Here is an 18,000-nt window from a genome sequence, read left to right as displayed (position 1 = left end):
GGTACAGCTCCATTTACATGCGGAACACGCCGAAGCGGCTCGGCTCGATGGGGGCGTTCAGCGAAGCGGACAAGGCCAGGGCCAGCACGTCACGGGTCTGCAACGGGTCGATGACACCGTCGTCCCACAAACGGGCGCTGGAGTAGTAGGGGTGGCCTTGGGTTTCATACTGGTCAAGGATCGGCTGTTTGATCGCCGCTTCATCGCTGGCGCTGAACACCGAGCCTGCGCGCTCAGCCTGCTCACGCTTGACCTGCACCAGCACGCCGGCAGCCTGTTCGGCACCCATCACGCCGATGCGTGCGTTGGGCCACATCCACAGGAAGCGCGGGTCATAGGCCCGGCCGCACATGCCATAGTTACCGGCACCAAAGCTGCCGCCGATGATCACGGTGAATTTCGGCACTTTGGCGCACGCCACCGCCGTCACCAGCTTGGCCCCATGCTTGGCGATACCGCCGGCTTCGTATTTCTGGCCGACCATAAAGCCGGTGATGTTTTGCAAGAACAACAAGGGAATGCCGCGCTGGCAGGCCAGTTCGATAAAGTGCGCGCCTTTTTGCGCCGCTTCGGCGAATAGAATGCCGTTGTTGGCCAGGATCGCAATCGGGTAACCGTGCAAATGCGCAAAGCCGCACACCAATGTGGTCCCGAACAACGCCTTGAACTCATCGAATACCGAGCCATCCACCAGGCGCGCGATCACTTCGCGCACATCGAACGGTTGCTTGGCATCGGCCGGGATCACCCCGTAGAGCTCTTCGCTGCTGTACAGCGGCGCCACGGGCGGGCGTTGCTGTAATTGCCCCTGTTTACGCCAGTTCAGGTTGGCCACGCTGCGCCGTGCCAGGGCCAGGGCGTGCTCATCGCTGTCGGCATAGTGGTCGGCCACCCCGGAAATTTTGCAGTGCACATCGGCACCGCCCAGGTCTTCGGCGCTGACCACTTCACCGGTGGCCGCCTTCACCAGCGGCGGGCCGGCGAGGAAGATGGTGGCCTGCTGGCGCACCATGATCGCTTCGTCGGCCATGGCCGGTACGTAAGCGCCGCCGGCGGTGCACGAGCCCATCACCACGGCGATCTGCGGGATGCCTTGGGCGCTCATGTTCGCCTGGTTGAAGAAGATTCGGCCGAAGTGCTCGCGGTCCGGGAACACTTCGTCCTGGCGCGGCAGGTTGGCGCCGCCGGAGTCCACCAGGTAGATACAGGGCAGGCGGTTCTGCTCGGCGATGGTTTGGGCGCGCAGGTGTTTTTTCACCGTCAGCGGGTAGTAGGAACCCCCTTTCACCGTGGCATCGTTGGCGACGATCATGCACTCGACGCCTTCGACGCGACCGATCCCGGCAATCACCCCAGCGGCCGGCACGTCCTCGCCATACACCCGGTGCGCGGCGAGTTGGCTGAGCTCGAGGAACGGTGAGCCTGGGTCGAGCAGGCGATTGATGCGCTCGCGTGGCAGCAGTTTACCGCGCGAGGTGTGGCGCTCCTGAGCCTTGGCGCCGCCGCCTTGCTGCACGTGGGCAAGCAGGGTGTGCAGGGCATCGACCTGTTGGCACATCGCCGCACTGTTGGCGGCGAATTCCGCCGAGCGTGGGTTGAGCTGGGTGTGCAGGGTGGCCATGGTGTGCTCCTTCAGCGGGTTTCGTTGAAGAGTTCGCGACCGATCAACATCCGGCGAATCTCACTGGTGCCGGCGCCAATTTCGTACAGCTTGGCATCACGCAGCAGGCGCCCGGCGGGGAACTCGTTGATGTAGCCGTTGCCGCCGAGGATCTGGATCGCATCCAGGGCCATTTGTGTGGCGCGTTCGGCGCTGTACAGGATCACGCCGGCCGCGTCCTTGCGCGTGGTTTCGCCGCGCTCGCACGCCTGGGCGACCGCGTAGAGGTAAGCGCGGCTGGCGTTGAGCTGGGTGTACATGTCGGCGACCTTGCCCTGGATCAGCTGGAATTCGCCGATGCTCTGGCCGAACTGCTTGCGGTCGTGAATGTAGGGCACGATCAAATCCATGCACGCCTGCATGATCCCGGTGGGGCCACCGGAAAGCACCACGCGCTCGTAGTCCAGGCCGCTCATCAGCACTTTCACGCCGCCATTGAGCACGCCGAGGATGTTCTCTTCTGGCACTTGCACGTCATCGAAGAACAGCTCGCAGGTGTTGGAGCCGCGCATGCCCAGCTTGTCGAACTTGTTGCTGCGGCTGAAACCCTTCCAGTCACGCTCGACGATAAACGCGGTGATGCCGTGGGGGCCTTTTTCCAGGTCGGTCTTGGCGTAGATCACATAGGTGTTGGCGTCGGGGCCGTTGGTGATCCAGGTCTTGCTGCCGTTGAGCACGTAGTGGTCACCGCGCTTGTCGGCGCGCAGCTTCATCGAGACCACATCGGAACCCGCATTCGGTTCGCTCATGGCCAGGGCACCGATGTGCTCGCCGCTGATCAGCTTGGGCAGGTACTTGAGTTTCTGCTCGTGGTTGCCGTTGCGATTGATCTGGTTGACGCACAGGTTGGAGTGCGCGCCGTAGGACAGGGCCACCGAAGCAGAACCACGACTGATTTCTTCCATGCTCACCACATGGGCCAGGTAACCCAGGCCGGCGCCGCCGTACTCTTCCGGCACGGTGATGCCCAAGAGGCCCATGTCACCGAATTTGCGCCACAGGTCGGCGGGGAACAGGTTGTCGATGTCGATCTGGGCCGCGCGCGGTGCGATCTCCTTGGCCACGAAGGACTGCACCTGGTCGCGCAGCATGTCGATGGTTTCGCCAAGGGCGAAGTTCAGGGACGGGTAACTCATGGACAGGCACCTTAATGTGAGCTTTGTTGTTGTGTGGGTCGGGCGCCGGGAGGGGCGCTCACCTTTACGTTAACGTAAGCTTGCGTTGCGATGCTGTCAATCGTAGTTTACGTTTACGTCAACCTACAAAAAAGACACAGGGGTCGTTATGGATCAACCGAATCAGAGCTACAGCCGTGGCTCCCAGGACAAGACCTTGCTGGCCATGACGATTGGCCAGGCGTTCGACCACACCGCGGCACGCTATCCTGATGGCGAGGCGCTGGTGGTGCGCCACCAGCAGCGTCGCTTCACCTGGCGGCAGTTGGCCGAAACGGTTGATGTGCACGCCCGCGCCTTCCTGGCCCTGGGGATGCAAACCGGCGACCGCCTGGGTATCTGGGCACCCAATTGCGCCGAATGGTGTATCAGCCAGATCGCCAGTGCCAAGCTCGGGGTGATTCTGGTCAATATCAACCCGGCGTATCGCAGCAGTGAACTGGAGTACGTGCTCAAGCAATCCGGTTGCCAATGGCTGGTGTGTGCCGGGTCGTTCAAGACCTGCGACTATCACGCCATGCTCCAGGCGCTGAACCCGGACCTGCGCGCCATCATCAGCCTCGACCCCAGCCCGCCACCGGAATTTCTGCCCTGGTCACAGTTGTCGGCCCTGGGCGCAGGTGTCCCGCCCGAGCAACTGCACAACCGCCAGGCCAGCTTGCACTTCGACCAACCGGTGAATATCCAGTACACCTCCGGCACCACGGGCTTCCCCAAGGGCGCTACCCTCAGTCACCACAACATCCTCAATAACGGCTACATGGTCGGCGAAAGCCTGGGCCTGACCGCCCTGGACCGCCTGGTGATCCCGGTGCCGCTTTACCACTGCTTCGGCATGGTGATGGGTAACCTGGGCTGCATTACCCACGGCACTACGATGATCTACCCCAATGACGGGTTCGACCCACTGCTCACGTTGAGCGCCGTCGCCGAAGAAAAAGCCACCGGCTTATATGGCGTGCCCACCATGTTTATCGCCATGCTCGATCACCCGCGCCGGGCTGAGTTCGAATTGTCCAGCCTGCGCACCGGCATCATGGCGGGGGCGACATGCCCTATTGAAGTGATGCGCCGGGTCATCCACGAACTGCACATGAGTGAAGTGCAGATTGCCTATGGCATGACCGAAACCAGCCCTGTGTCGCTCCAGACCGGGGCGGATGACGATATCGAACGACGCGTCACCACGGTGGGGCGCACTCAGCCGCAGCTGGAAACCAAGATCATCGACGACGTCGGCAATACCGTGACGCGCGGTGAGATAGGGGAACTGTGCACCCGTGGCTATAGCGTGATGCTCGGGTACTGGAACAACCCTGAGGGTACCCGCGAGGCCATCGATGACGCCGGCTGGATGCACACCGGCGACCTGGCGACGATGGATGAACAGGGTTACGTATGCATTGCCGGACGCAACAAGGACATGATTATTCGCGGTGGTGAAAACGTGTACCCACGGGAGCTGGAAGAGTTCTTCTTCACCCATCCTGCGGTGGCCGATGTACAGGTCATCGGCATTCCGGATGAGCGCTACGGTGAGGAAATTGTCGCCTGGATCAAGTTTCATCCGGGGCATGTCGCCAACGCGCTGGAGCTGCAGAGCTGGTGCATAGGCCGCATTGCTCACTTCAAGACGCCCAGGCACTTCAAGTTCGTGGAGGCGTTTCCGATGACGGTGACGGGCAAGATTCAGAAATTTCGCATGCGCGAGATCTCGATCGAGGAGCTGGGGCAGGGTAGGGATTAACGCCCGGAAGCACAAAGGGGACCCGAAGGTCCCCTTTAATGTGTCGTTGCGTGCTCTTTTTTTATTATTGAGGGGCGGTCTATTGTTGTTTTTGGCAACCGTTACCCTTTACCGCTGTTTTGGGCGACCCCCATCCGGGGTCAAGAGCAAACGTATTTTTTTGAGCGCTGATCTGCTTCTTCGTAAACGATCCAACCAGTGGGTAGCTACCTGAGGTAGTTTTATTTTTCTCTATCCGGTTGCGGGTTCGGCACGCCGTCCCCTGTGAAGCACATCTTCTCCAAAAAAATCTGTTAGCTGCGTCTCTGCCGTGTTGTTTTTGTTATGTCAGAGTCGTTACGTCTTATTTTTATTAGGTTTGGTGCTTTTTATTCTTGTTATGCCATAGAGATAGCAGGAGCCGTGCCAACTTTTTAAAATCCTTTAAAATCAGTGTGTTGAATTTTTTGTGAGAAATATCTTTCAGTAAAAGCGACCCACTATGTTCCCGCGTTACCCGTTGTGCAGGTGCGCGGTAACACATTGTCACGGCCGTGCTACTTACCCGGCATTACGGGCTTTCGCGACACGCGATCCACTCGGCCGCCCCAGCACATGGCTGATCTGCCGGCCGGCATCGATCAAGCGCTCCAGGTCGATACCCGTCTCGATACCCAGGCCATTGAGCAGGTACAGCACATCCTCGGTGGCGACGTTACCGCTGGCACCCTTGGCATAAGGGCAACCGCCAAGGCCCGCGATAGAGCTGTCGAACACGTTGATGCCTTCCAGCAGGCTGGCATAGACGTTGGCAATCGCCTGGCCGTAAGTGTCGTGGAAATGGCCGGCCAGCTTGTCCCGTGGCACCTGGGCGCCGACCACTTCAAACAGCCGTCGTGTAGCCCCCGCCGTGCCGGTGCCGATGGTGTCGCCCAGGGACACTTCATAGCAGCCCATCGCATACAGCTCGCGAGCGACCGCTGCCACCTGTTCCGGGGCGACATCGCCTTCGTAGGGGCAGCCCAGCACACACGACACATACCCGCGCACGCTGACGCCGTGCTGTTTGGCCGCAGTCATGATCGGCGCGAAGCGTTCCAGGCTGTCGCTGATGGAGCAATTGATATTGCGCTGGGAAAATGCCTCCGATGCCGCCGCAAATACCGCGATTTCCTTGACGCCGGCCGCCAATGCGTCTTCAAAACCGCGCAGGTTCGGCGCCAGTGCGCCGTAGGTCACGCCGGGTTTGCGTTGGATCTGCGCGAAGACTTCGGCAGAGCCGGCCATCTGCGGCACCCATTTGGGCGACACAAAACTGCCGACCTCGATGTAGCTCAACCCGGCGGCGCTCAAGGCATCCACCAACTGGACCTTATCCGCCACGCTGATGGGTTGGGCTTCGTTCTGCAAACCGTCGCGGGGGCCGACTTCTACCAGGCGGACATGTGAGGGGAGGGACATGGCAGTTACCTTCTGATCAATGGCCGGTCTGGCTCATGGTGTGCGCCAGGGCCTGGGTGCAACGCTCTTCGGCGGTGTCCAGTTCCAGCTTCATCTGTTCGATATCCAGCAGTTGCTGTTCCAACTGCTCGCGGCGCTCGGCGATCTTCGCCAGCATGCTGTTGAGCTGGATATGGTTCCCGCTGGTGGGGTCGTAGAGTTCGATCAGTTCGCGGCACTCGGCCAGGGAAAACCCGATGCGCTTACCCCGCAGGATCAGCTTGAGGCTGACTTTGTCCCGCGCTGAATAAATGCGTTCCTGGCCTCGGCGTTCCGGGGCCAGCAGACCTTGTTCTTCATAGAAACGAATGGCGCGGGTAGTAATGTCGAGCTCGCGGGCGAGGTCGGAAATGCTGTAGGTCGTGCTCATGGGGGGCACTCAAGAAGGACTTGGCGTTAAGCTAATGGCAGGTTGACGTAAACGTCAAGGGCCGCTGCGCAGCCCATCGGTGGCAAGCCCCTCCCACAGAGGCAGTTGTTCAACCTCAGGCTTGTTGTTTATCCAGCTTCTTCTCATGGGCGGTGACTTGCTGGCACAACTCGATCATCTGCTCACGCATCCAGCGGTTAGCCGGGTCCTGGTCGGTGCTTTCATGCCAGTACAGGTGGGTTTCCACCGGTGGCACGTCGTGCACCGGCAGGTTGAACCAGTGCAGCTCATGGCGCCGGGCGAAGCGCTCAGGCACGGTCATGACCATGTCGGTCTGCTGCAACACTTGCGAGGCCATCAGGTAATGCTGGGAGCGCAGGGCGATCTTGCGCTGGATACCCATCTTGCCCAGGGCCAGGTCGACGTGGCCCAGGCCGTTGCGACGGCTGGAGATATGGATGTGGGTCAGCGACAGGTAGTCATCCAGGGTGAATTTGTCCTTGCCCGCCATCGGGTGGCCCTTGCGCATGGCGCACACGTAGCGGTCTTCCATCAGCTTGACATGGCGTACCTGGGGGTCACTGTTGAGCGGCGCATCCACGGCAAAATCCAGGCGCCCGGCGGCCAGTTCCTTGGTGGTCTCGCGGCGCTTGGACAGGAAGCTCTCGATCACCACCGTGGGCGCCAGGCGGCGCAGGCGCTGGAACAGCAGCGGCAGGATCACCGCTTCGGTGAGGTCGGTCATGCTGATGCGGTAGGTCTTGGCGGCTTGCTGCGGATTGAAAATCCGACTTTCCTGCACCGACACGCGCAGCAACGACAGCGCATTGCGCACCGGGCCGATAATGTTCTGCGCCATCGGCGTAGGCACCATGCCTTGGGCGGTGCGCACGAACAGCGGGTCGTTGAAGGTCTCGCGCAGGCGTGCCAGAGCGTTGGAGACCGCCGGCTGGGTGATGCCGACAATCTGCCCGGCGCGGGTGAGGTTGGCTTCGGTGTAGATCGCATCAAAGACGATGAAGAGGTTCAGGTCGACCTTGCTCAGATTCATTTCGTTGCGCTCTTATTGTTAGGTGCTCATACGCCGATCATATATCGGTGATGAATGTTAATACACGCCGAGAATAGGCTAGGTAAATTATCAGCGCTGTTCTAGCATCAATTTCATGACCTAAACAACCTCTCAAAGAAGGGAGCTGCTCATGGATTTCGCCTATTCGCCCAAGGTTCAGGAACTGCGTGAACGCGTCACTGCGTTCATGGACGCTTATGTCTACCCGGCCGAGCCGGTGTTCGAGCGTCAGGTCAGTGAGGGGGATCGCTGGCAGCCTACCGCCATCATGGAGGCGCTCAAGGCCAAGGCTAAGGCCGAAGGGCTGTGGAACCTGTTCCTGCCGGAATCGGAACTGGGCGCCGGCCTGACCAACCTCGAATACGCACCGTTGGCCGAAATCATGGGCCGCTCGTTACTGGGCCCGGAGCCGTTCAACTGTTCGGCACCCGACACCGGCAACATGGAAGTGCTGGTGCGCTACGCCAATGCAGAGCAAAAGCAGCGCTGGCTCGAACCGCTGCTGCGCGGTGAGATCCGCTCCGCTTTCGCCATGACCGAACCGGACGTAGCCTCCTCGGACGCCACGAACATGGCCGCCCGTGCCGAGCGTCAAGGCGACGAGTGGGTGATCAACGGCAAGAAGTGGTGGACCTCCGGCGCCTGCGACCCGCGCTGCAAGATCCTGATCTTCATGGGCCTGAGCAACCCGGATGCACCGCGCCATCAGCAGCACTCGATGATCCTGGTGCCGGTCGACACCCCCGGCGTGAAAATCCTGCGTCCATTGCCGGTGTTCGGCTACGACGACGCCCCCCACGGCCACGCCGAGGTGCTGTTTGACAACGTGCGCGTGCCTTACGAAAACGTGCTGCTGGGGGAGGGGCGCGGCTTTGAAATCGCCCAGGGCCGCCTGGGCCCAGGCCGTATCCACCACTGCATGCGCTCCATCGGCATGGCCGAGCGGGCGTTGGAATTGATGTGCAAACGCTCCGTCAGCCGCACCGCGTTCGGCAAACCCCTGGCGCGCCTGGGCGGCAATATCGACAAGATCGCCGACTCACGCATGGAAATCGACATGGCGCGCCTGCTGACCTTGAAAGCGGCGTACATGATGGACACCGTGGGTAACAAAGTGGCGAAGAGCGAAATTGCCCAGATCAAGGTAGTGGCGCCGAACGTGGCCTTGAAAGTGATTGACCGCGCGATCCAGATCCACGGCGGTGCCGGTGTTTCCAATGACTTCCCGCTGGCCTACATGTACGCCATGCAACGCACCCTGCGCCTGGCCGACGGCCCGGACGAAGTGCACCGCGCGGCAATCGGCAAGTTCGAGATCGGCAAGTATGTGCCTAAAGAGCTGATGCGCAGCGGGCAGTAACACCGCGTCGCCTGTATTCGCGAGCAAGCCCGCTCCCACACTTGACCGCATCCTCAAGCTGGAAATCGGTCGAGTGTGGGAGCGGGCTTGCTCGCGAAGAGGCCAGTGCCCACCACACAAAACTCAAGCCTCAGTACACCCAAACCTCCACCCGCCGATTCTTGATCCGCCCCTCATCCGCCGTATTGGCCGCCACCGGCATCTGCGCGCCAAACCCGCGAATATCGCGCAGCACCACACCGCTCTTGACCAATTCCCGGCGTACCGCCATCGCCCGCAGCTTCGACAATAACGCCGCGCGCTGTGGGTCGTTCTTGGCATCGCCAAACCCCACCAGTGTCACTTGCTTGTCGAGCTTGGCGTGGTTTTGCAGGTAAGCCACTACGCGCTGCAAATCCTGCCGGGCCTTGTTGTCCAGGCTGGCGCTGCCTTCCTCGAAACGAAAGTTCACCGTCAAGCGTTGGGCATCACGGGCGATGGCCTGGTACTCCTCGGGCATCGAGTCGCGTGGCTCCACGGCAATTGCCTGCACTTGCTGGGCGATAAACCCATTGGCGGCGACGATCGCCTGGCCCTTGTTGCTTTGGGTAAAGTCCACCAACGCCTTGGCCCACGGGTTGCGGGTCGAGGGCGGTAGATAAAAGAACAGTCGCCGTGACAGCGGGTAGTCCTCGGTAGCAATCAGGCTGGTCAACGGCAACATCGGTTGTGAGTCACCGTCGACAATCGCCACTGCCTTGGCCTGGCGTACATAAGGCAGGCCGATAAACCCAATGCCTTGAGGGTCCTGGCTGACCGCATCGGACAGCGCTTCGCTGGACTCGAAACGCTTGGCGGACGCGGCCAGCGGTTTTGCGCGCCGGTTCAGCACCAGTTCCTTGAAGGTGTCGTAGGTGCCGGACTGATCATCTCGGGCATATAAGTGAATAGCCCCGCCGATACCGCCCAATGCTTCCCAGGTGCTGACCTCGCCGTTGAAAATCTGCGCCAGTTGTTCGGTGTTGAGAGTATGGAGTGGATTGCGCGGGTTCAGAATGATCGCCAGGCCATCGATGGCGATGACGTGTTCAGCGCCGGGGCTTTTCAGGTCTCCCAGCGGTTCGAGGTCGACCAGTTCGCTGTCCTTGATCGGACGGGACGATGCGGCCAGGTCGGCGTGGGCTTTTTTCAGCGCGGCAAACCCCGTGCTGGAACCATGAGCCGCGACTTCGATGGTCACGCGCTTGCCCTGGCGAGTCTGGCCGACCACGCGCTGTTCATTCGCCCCTTCGGCAGGTTCGCTGTGTACGCCCTGCAAACCTTGATGCTCCATCAAACCCTTGACCAGTGCCGGCCCCAACGCCGCACCAATGGTGTTGGAGCCCTGTATGCGCAATGCCGGGCCTTGGTCGGAAATGGGGAGGGGAGCAGAAACGGCGCAGAGGGGAAAAAGGGTCAGTAGGAACAGAACGCGCAGCTTCATGCCGGCACCTTCTTAAGCCAAAGGGAGTGCCGCGAGATTAAGTCAGTTGGATTGCAGCACTGTGACTGACACTCAATAGGTCAACATGTGGGACCCACATGTTGACCGAGTCAGGCGCCGGTTTTTGGTACTCGCCCATCTGATGCGGGGGACTGGCCGGTCAAGCAGTACTTCATCATGCTGCTGTCGATGGTGGTCTGACAGGCACACCGCCAAGCAAATGTGGGAGGGGGCCCACATGTTGACCGAGTCAGGCGCCGGTTTTTGGTACTCGCCCATCTGATGCGGGGGGGGGGGCCGGTCAAGCAGTACTTCATCATGCTGCTGTCGATGGTGGTCTGACAGGCACACCGCAAAGCAAATGTGGGAGGGGGCTTGCTCCCGATAGCGGTGGTGAAGCCAGCTTGTTCTTAGCTGACCCACTGCAATCGGGAGCAAGCCCCCACATTCTGATCCTCAGCAAGCGTGCTATCAGCTCAGTTCCAGCCAGATCGGCGCATGGTCCGATGGCTTTTCCAGCCCGCGCAATTCGTAATCCACGCCCGCGTCCTTGACTCGCGGCAGCAGGCCGGTGGAGGCCATGATCACGTCAATGCGCAGCCCACGCTTGGGCTCATCTTCGAACCCGCGGCTGCGGTAATCGAACCAGCTGAAGCGGTCGGCCACCTCCGGGTTCAAGTGCCGGAAGCTGTCCACCAGGCCCCAGTTCTTCAGGCGCGCCATCCACTCGCGTTCCTCCGGCAGGAAGCTGCACTTGCCGGTTTTCAGCCAGCGCTTGGCGTTGTCGGCGCCGATGCCGATGTCGCAGTCTTCGGGGGAAATATTCACGTCGCCCATCACCACCAGCGCCTGGTCATTGCTGAACTGGCTTTCCAGCAGCTGTTGCAGGTCTGCGTAGAAGCGTTGCTTGGCCGGGAACTTGGTCGGGTGGTCGCGGCTTTCGCCCTGTGGGAAGTAGCCGTTCATGACGGTTACGGGCTTGCCGTTTTCATCGGCGAAGGTGCCCCAGATAAAGCGGCGCTGGGCGTCTTCTTCATCGCTGGCAAATCCCTTATGCACGCTCAGCGCTTCTTTGCGCGAGAGCAGGGCCACGCCGTAGTGACCTTTTTGCCCGTGGTAGTACACGTGATAGCCCAGGGCCTGCACTTCGGCCAACGGGAACTGGTCATCGTGCACCTTGGTTTCCTGCAGGCCGATCACATCCGGTTGATGTTTTTCAATCAGTGCCGCCAGCTGGTGAGGGCGGGCCCGCAGCCCGTTGATATTGAAGGAGACGATTTTCATGGTCGGCAGTCCAGTCTGGCAAAAGGGCGATGCTAGCCGACAAGTCGGACGGGGGCCAGCATGGCGGTAGGACCGATGCGCTGCTAATGTCTGGGAACGACTGGTGCTGCGTAGGTTCGTACCCATAAGAACGCCATCTTTTGAGTGGCGCCCAGGGAGATTAACTGTATGCCTGACACTTTGACGGCCGTTGCCGAAATCCGTCTGCTCAATAGCGGCTATTCCCGCGAGGCCCGTTCCCTGCTTTACCAAGCCTATCGCCATGAGCCCACCTTCGCCTACATCTTCGAAGCCGAGCGGCCGGGTTATGAACAGCGGGTACGCGCCACGGTGCGCGAATTGGTCAAGCAGCATTTTTTCCAGAAACTTCCTGCCATCGGTCTGTTCGTCAACGACCGCTTGATCGGCATCGCCCTGATCGCCCCTCCGCAGCGACGCCTGGGCATCACCGAGAGCTGGGCCTGGCAAATCCGCATGTGGCTGAGCACCGGCGTACGCGGTACGCGGCGTTACCTGGAATACCATCAGGCTGTATTGGCTTGCCTGCCAACCGAGTCGGTGCATGTGCTGCCGCTGCTGGGCATACACCCACAGTTCCAGGGCAAGCACTATGGCGAGCAATTGCTGGAAGCCGTACACAATTGGTGCGCCGAAGACCCGCATTCGTCCGGTGTGGTCCTCGACACCGGCAATTCCCGCTACCTCGATTTCTACACGCGCCAAGGCTATGAGGAAATCGGCGAAGTGGCCGTAGGACCGGTCCTGGAGCATGTGTTTTTTCACCCCAACCCGCAGACGTTACATGCTGTAACGGCTTAGGACAGAATTATTCAGACAATTCCGGGTTCAAAGAGCCTCCCTAGCTCGTGTAGCATCCGCGCCTATGAAGTTTCCAGGAAGATACACCAGCGGCTTGATTCTGCTGTTCACAAGCTGCGGCGCATTCGCGCAAAGCGAACTGGACGTGCGGATCACCCCCTCAAACGACGCGCTGAAGGCCAACATCGAAGGCTATATCGGCGGGGTAGGCGATCGTGATGAAGAAGCCTTGCTGCGGTTCAGCCGTGGCGCCGAGGAGCAGGCGCGCAAAGCGGCCCAGGCCCTGGGTTTTTATCAGCCACGAATCGCCAGCGATGTGAAAGGCGGCAAGAACCCGCGCCTGACCCTCTCCATCGACCCCGGCGAACCGGTGCATTTGCGCAACGTGACCATTCGGGTCGACGGCCCGGCCGCCAGCCTCAAAGGCTTTCGCGTGCCCGCCGGCGACGAGCTCAAATCCGGCGCCGTACTCAACCATGGTCATTACGACGACGCCAAGCGTCTGATCCAGAACCAGGCCTCGCGCTACGGCTTTTTCAGTGGGCGTTTTACCAGCCAGAAACTGGCGGTGGACCCTCAAGCGGGCGTGGCCGATATCGAACTGATCTACGACAGTGGCCCGCGCTACACCATGGGCACGGTCAGCTTTACCGGCGACACACCGTTTGATGAAGACCTGTTGCAACGCATGGTGCCGTTTAAAAGTGGCACGCCTTATGACTCCGAGCTGATCGCCGAACTCAACCAGAACCTGCAAGCCAGTGGCTTCTTCGAAGGCGTGCGGGTAGACGCCAGCCCCACCGCCGCGACCCACGATGTGATCCCGGTTGCCGTGCAGTTGGAAACCCGCAAGCCCCGCACCATGGGCCTGGGTCTCGGTTATTCCACCGACGTCGGCCCGCGCGGCAAAGCCAACTGGACGCGCCATTGGGTCAACCCCCAGGGCCATAGCTACGGCTGGGAAGCCGAGCTGTCGGCGCCACGACAGAACGTCGGCCTGTGGTATGACATCCCGCTCGACCCGCCGCTCACCGATAAATTGCGTTTCGCCGGCGGCTACCAGAATGAAGAACTGGCCGGTACCGACACCCTGAGTAAATTGCTTACCGTCGGCCCCGAGTGGCACAGCAAGTTGCCCAGTGGCTGGACGCGGGTCATCTCGCTCAAATACCAACGTGAAGAATACCGTCTGGGCAATGACTCGGGCCTGAGTAACCTGGTCATGCCAGGGGTCAGCTATTCCTACCTGCGCAGTGACAATCGCATCGACCCGCACAATGGCTACCGCCTGATGTTCGACACCAAGGTCGCCAAAGAGGGGTTCGGTTCCGACACCAACCTGCTGTACGGCACGGCCACGATCAAGGGCCTGACCACCTTGTGGGACAACCACCGTTTCCTTGGCCGTGCGCAATTCGGCGGCAGTGCCACCAACGGCTATAAGTCGGTGCCGCCGTCGCTGCGTTTCTTTGCCGGTGGTGACCAGAGCGTGCGTGGTTACGAGTACCAGACGCTGTCGCCTGAAAACGACCAGGGCGACCGCATCGGGGGCCGCTACATGGTGGCCTTGAGCGCCGAATATCAATATTCCATCGCTGAAAAGTGGCGGATCGCGACCTTTATCGACCAAGGCAACTCTTTTAACACCCTGGAAATGCCCAGCCTGAAAACCGGCGTCGGTGTTGGTGTACGTTGGGTCTCGCCGGTGGGGCCGATCCGCCTCGACCTGGCCCATGCCCTCGAAGATCCGGGCGGCATTCGATTGCACTTTTCCATGGGGCCTGAGCTGTGATACGTGGTTTGAAAATAGCGGGGCTGGTGGTCATTGCTGTCCTCGCGTTAGTGGTATTGGCGTTGTGGTCGGTGCTGGGTACCCAGGCGGGCAGCCGCTGGGCCTTGGGCCAAGTGCCCGGCTTGAGCGTGGAAAACTTCCAGGGCCGGCTCGGCGGACAGTGGCGCGCCGATCACCTGGTGTGGCAACAGGACGGCAGCCGTGTCGAGCTCAATACCCCTCAGTTCGATTGGTCGCCGACGTGCCTGCTGCGCATGACCTTGTGCATCCATCAGCTGGATGTGGAGCAAGTCAGCCTGCAATTTCCCCCCAGTGCCGAAGCGAGCAGCGAGGGGCCGATCCAACTGCCGGCATTGAAACTGCCCGTTGCCATCCAGTTGGGTGACGTACGTGTGGGCCGCCTGTTGTTTAACGGCAGCGAAGCGCTCAAGAGCCTGCAACTGGCTGCGCACTGGACGAGCGCTGGCATGCAGATCGATTCGGTGCATTTGCAGCGCGACGGCCTGGTGCTGGATTTATCGGGCCTGTTGCAACCTACCGGCGACTGGCCGCTCAGTGCCACCGGCCACCTGAGCCTGCCGTATGCCCCAGGCGGTGCGCCATGGACCGTCGCGCTCAAGGTTGACGGCGACTTGCTCAAGACCCTCAAGCTCGACGCCGACTCCAGCGGCTACCTGCCGGCCAAGCTCAGCGGCGAGCTGCAACCCCTGGTAGAAAACCTGCCCGCGCAGTTGCACATCACCGCTGATGGTTTCAAGCCCAGCGCCGATCTACCCGACACGTTGCAACTCAATCAACTGGACCTCAGTGCCCAGGGTGACCTTAAGCAGGGTTATCAACTGTTGGGCAAGGCTGTGCTGCCGGCGGAAAAAGGCCCGGTGGATCTGCTCTTGCAGGGCAAGGTCGACGCCAAGGGCGCACAGATTGCAGGTCTGGAGCTGAATGCCGGCGACAAGCAAAGCCTCAAGCTCAGCGCCAATCTGGACTGGCAGCAAGGCTTCAGCGCCGACGCAAAAATCGACTGGCTGGATTTTCCCTGGCATCGCCTCTACCCCTTGATCGACGAACCGCAAGTGGCCTTGCGTACCTTCAACGGCGAGATCTCGTATAAAGACGGCAACTACCTGGGTAACCTCAAGGCGGACCTCGACGGCCCGGCCGGCAAATTCAATCTGGTCACACCGTTCAGTGGCGACCTCACGCAAGTGTTCCTGCCCGAGCTGAAACTGAGCGCGGGCCAAGGCAAGGCCGAAGGTCACCTGAACCTGAAATTCGCCGATGGCATCGCCTGGGACACCGCGCTGGATTTGTCGGCGCTGAACCCGGCGTACTGGGTGGCCGAGTTACCGGGCACCTTGGCCGGGCCGCTGCGCAGCCAAGGCGAGTTCAAAAATGAACAGCTCAAGCTCAATGCCGACCTCGACCTCAAGGGTCGCCTGCGCGGCCAAACCGCCGTACTGGCGGCCAAGGCCGAAGGTGCGGGTGAGCAATGGACCCTCGCCAACCTGGATCTGCGCCTGGGCGATAACCGCATCAACGGCAGTGGCAGCCTGCAACAACGTCTGGCCGGGCAGATCGATATCAAGCTGGCGCGTCTCGCCCAGCTCTGGCCGCAGTTGCGCGGCCAGGTCAATGGCCGGCTCGACGTGGCCGGTACCTTGAAGGCGCCGCAAGGCAAACTCGACCTCAAGGGCCAGCAACTGGCGTTCGCCGACAACCGCCTGCAAACCCTCAGCCTCGATGCCAGCCTCGACAACGCCCAGAGCGCCAAGCTCGACCTCAAGGGCAGCGGCATTCAAGCCGGTGACACCCAGGTCGGCACCCTGACCGCCAGCGCCCAGGGCGATATCAAGCGCCAGAAGGTCCAGCTGGACCTGGCCGGCCCTCTGGTCAAGCTGGCACTGGCCTTGGACGGCAATCTCGACAAAGGCAACTGGCGCGGACGCCTGGCCAGCGGTGACGTGCAAGCCGGTGGCCAGGACTGGAAGCTGCAAGCTCCGGCAAAAATCGAGCGCCTGGCCGACGGCAAGCTGACCTTTGCCGCACACTGTTGGGTCTCGGGTGCGGCCAGCCTGTGTGGCGAGGACCAACGCCTGATGCCCGAGCCGAAGTTGCGTTACCACCTCAAGCAATTCCCGATCGACAGCCTGGCGGCATTTTTGCCGAAAGACTTCGCCTGGCAAGGCAAGCTCAACGCTGACGTGCAGCTCGACCTGCCCGCCAGTGGCCCCAAAGGCATCGTCGCGGTGGACGCCAGCGGTGGTACCTTGCGCGTCAAGGACAAGGACCAATGGCTGGATTTCCCCTACGACACCCTGAAGCTGGAAACCACCCTCAACCCCAAGCGCATCGATGCCCAGCTCAACTTCCGCGGCGGCAAGCTCGGTGAGTTGCTGTTGCAGGCACAGATCAACCCACTGCCGAAAAACAAGCCCATCACGGGCACCTTCAGCCTCACCGGCCTCGACCTCGCCGTGGCACGGCCGTTTGTGCCGATGGTGGAAAAACTCAACGGCAAGCTCAATGGTAATGGTCGGATCTCCGGTGGTTTGCTCGCGCCTCAGGTCAACGGCAGCGTGAACCTGGTGGGCGGCGAAATCTCCGGGCCGGAACTGCCCGTCAGCCTCGAGGGCCTGAACGTACAGGCGCAGATTGCCGGCGAAAGTGTGCAGCTCAACGGTGGCTGGCGCAGCGGGAAGGCGGGGCAGGGCAGCCTCAAGGGTCAGATCGACTGGGGTGGCGCCCTGGTGGTCGACCTCAGCCTGCAGGGTTCGCAACTGCCGGTGACGGTAGAGCCTTATGCCAAGCTGGAAGTGGCGCCTGACCTGAAGATCAGCCTCAAGCACGACACATTGGCGATTGCCGGCAAAGTGCATATTCCACGCGGTGACATCACCGTGCGCGAGCTGCCGCCCTCGACGGTCAAGGTCTCCGATGACACGATCATCGTCGGTAGCCAGACCGAGGAGGGCAAGCCACCGATGGCCATGGCCATGGATATCGACGTGGAGGTGGGTGAAGACCAGCTTAACTTCTCCGGCTTTGGCCTCACTGCCAAGGTGCAGGGCCATGTGCACATCGGTGACAACATGGACACCCGTGGCGAGCTGTGGCTCAACGATGGCCGCTACCGCGCCTACGGCCAGCGACTCAACGTGCGTCGTGCACGCCTGCTGTTCGCCGGGCCGCTGGATCAACCGTTCCTGGATATCGAAGCCGTGCGCATCGTTACCGAGTCGAGCAGGACAGTCACTGCCGGCATTCGTTTGAGCGGCAGTGCCGAACAGCCGACAACGCAGATTTTTTCCGAGCCCGCCATGGCCCAGGAAGATGCGCTGTCTTACCTGGTGCTGGGTCGTTCGCGCACCAACACCGGCGAAGACAACAATATGCTCGCCGAAGCCGCGCTGGGCCTGGGCCTGATGGGCAGCGCCGGCGTGACCTCGGACATCGCCAATAAACTCGGCATCCAGGATTTCGACCTCGACACCCAAGGCTCGGGCAACAGCACCGCCGTGGTGGCCAGCGGCAAGATCAACGAGAAGCTCAGCCTGCGTTACGGGGTAGGAGTGTTCGAACCGGCCAATACCATTGCGTTGCGCTACCTGCTGAGCAAGAAGGTGTACCTGGAAGTGGCCACGGGCGTAGCCAGTTCTCTGGATATCTTCTACAAGCGCGATTTCTAAGCCTTGCCCGGTCAAAAAATGTAGGAGCGAGCTTGCTCGCGAAAGACGTCAACGATAACGCGTGCATCCTGAATGCACGCGGCGCCCGTGAGTT

12 protein-coding genes are annotated in these 18,000 nt (G+C 61.0%); 5 read left to right on the top strand and 7 right to left on the bottom strand.

The features are described from left to right. Window positions 1–13 precede the first annotated feature (13 nt). On the bottom strand, window positions 14–1,621 hold the full coding sequence (locus M5B43_RS12630; protein WP_248750422.1) for a carboxyl transferase domain-containing protein: 1,608 nt from the start codon (window positions 1,619–1,621) through the stop codon (window positions 14–16). An 11-nt stretch (window positions 1,622–1,632) separates the two neighbouring features. After that, on the bottom strand, window positions 1,633–2,796 hold the full coding sequence (locus M5B43_RS12625) for an isovaleryl-CoA dehydrogenase (protein ID WP_248750421.1): 1,164 nt from the start codon (window positions 2,794–2,796) through the stop codon (window positions 1,633–1,635). A gap of 148 nt (window positions 2,797–2,944) precedes the next feature. Here M5B43_RS12625 and M5B43_RS12620 point away from each other — a divergent pair, with 148 nt between their 5' ends. Beyond that, window positions 2,945–4,582: an AMP-binding protein gene (locus M5B43_RS12620; RefSeq protein WP_248750420.1), complete on the top strand. Its 1,638-nt coding sequence runs from the start codon at window positions 2,945–2,947 to the stop codon at window positions 4,580–4,582. A 540-nt stretch (window positions 4,583–5,122) separates the two neighbouring features. Here M5B43_RS12620 and M5B43_RS12615 read toward each other — a convergent pair. From M5B43_RS12615 to M5B43_RS12605, 3 genes are all read right to left on the bottom strand, one after another. Beyond that, window positions 5,123–6,022, bottom strand: coding sequence for a hydroxymethylglutaryl-CoA lyase (locus M5B43_RS12615; RefSeq protein ID WP_248750419.1), 900 nt, complete (start codon window positions 6,020–6,022; stop codon window positions 5,123–5,125). Between the two features lie 16 nt (window positions 6,023–6,038). Further along, window positions 6,039–6,431, bottom strand: coding sequence for a MerR family DNA-binding transcriptional regulator (locus tag M5B43_RS12610; RefSeq protein ID WP_248750418.1), 393 nt, complete (start codon window positions 6,429–6,431; stop codon window positions 6,039–6,041). 115 nt (window positions 6,432–6,546) lie between these two features. After that, a complete protein-coding gene (locus M5B43_RS12605; RefSeq protein WP_248750417.1) occupies window positions 6,547–7,482 on the bottom strand; it encodes a LysR family transcriptional regulator in 936 nt (311 codons plus the stop codon). Window positions 7,483–7,633: 151 nt separating this feature from the next. Between M5B43_RS12605 and M5B43_RS12600 the strand changes: the two genes are divergently transcribed. Next, entirely contained in the window at window positions 7,634–8,863 is a 1,230-nt protein-coding gene (locus M5B43_RS12600; protein WP_248750416.1) for an acyl-CoA dehydrogenase, read from the top strand. Window positions 8,864–8,993: 130 nt separating this feature from the next. Here M5B43_RS12600 and M5B43_RS12595 read toward each other — a convergent pair whose 3' ends face one another. Both M5B43_RS12595 and xthA read right to left on the bottom strand, forming a co-directional pair. Beyond that, window positions 8,994–10,325, bottom strand: coding sequence for a phosphate ABC transporter substrate-binding/OmpA family protein (locus tag M5B43_RS12595; RefSeq protein WP_248750415.1), 1,332 nt, complete (start codon window positions 10,323–10,325; stop codon window positions 8,994–8,996). A gap of 471 nt (window positions 10,326–10,796) precedes the next feature. Then, entirely contained in the window at window positions 10,797–11,609 is an 813-nt protein-coding gene (xthA, locus tag M5B43_RS12590; protein ID WP_248750414.1) for an exodeoxyribonuclease III, read from the bottom strand. A gap of 168 nt (window positions 11,610–11,777) precedes the next feature. Between xthA and M5B43_RS12585 the strand changes: the two genes are divergently transcribed. The 3 genes from M5B43_RS12585 to M5B43_RS12575 all read left to right on the top strand — a co-directional run bounded on the left by M5B43_RS12585 (window position 11,778) and on the right by M5B43_RS12575 (window position 17,906). After that, window positions 11,778–12,428 carry a GNAT family N-acetyltransferase gene (locus M5B43_RS12585; protein ID WP_248750413.1) on the top strand — a complete coding sequence of 217 codons (651 nt, stop codon included), beginning with the start codon at window positions 11,778–11,780 and terminating at the stop codon, window positions 12,426–12,428. A 64-nt stretch (window positions 12,429–12,492) separates the two neighbouring features. Then, window positions 12,493–14,220, top strand: a complete 1,728-nt coding sequence (locus M5B43_RS12580) for an autotransporter assembly complex family protein (RefSeq protein ID WP_248750412.1) — start codon at window positions 12,493–12,495, stop codon at window positions 14,218–14,220. After that, window positions 14,217–17,906, top strand: coding sequence for a translocation/assembly module TamB domain-containing protein (locus M5B43_RS12575; RefSeq protein WP_248750411.1), 3,690 nt, complete (start codon window positions 14,217–14,219; stop codon window positions 17,904–17,906). Before M5B43_RS12580 ends, M5B43_RS12575 begins: the two co-directional genes overlap by 4 nt. Window positions 17,907–18,000: the final 94 nt, after the last annotated feature.

Source organism: Pseudomonas sp. MWU15-20650 (genome assembly GCF_023242475.1).
Classification (GTDB): Bacteria; Pseudomonadota; Gammaproteobacteria; order Pseudomonadales; family Pseudomonadaceae; genus Aquipseudomonas.
This window is presented reverse-complemented; position numbering and strand designations above follow the sequence as displayed.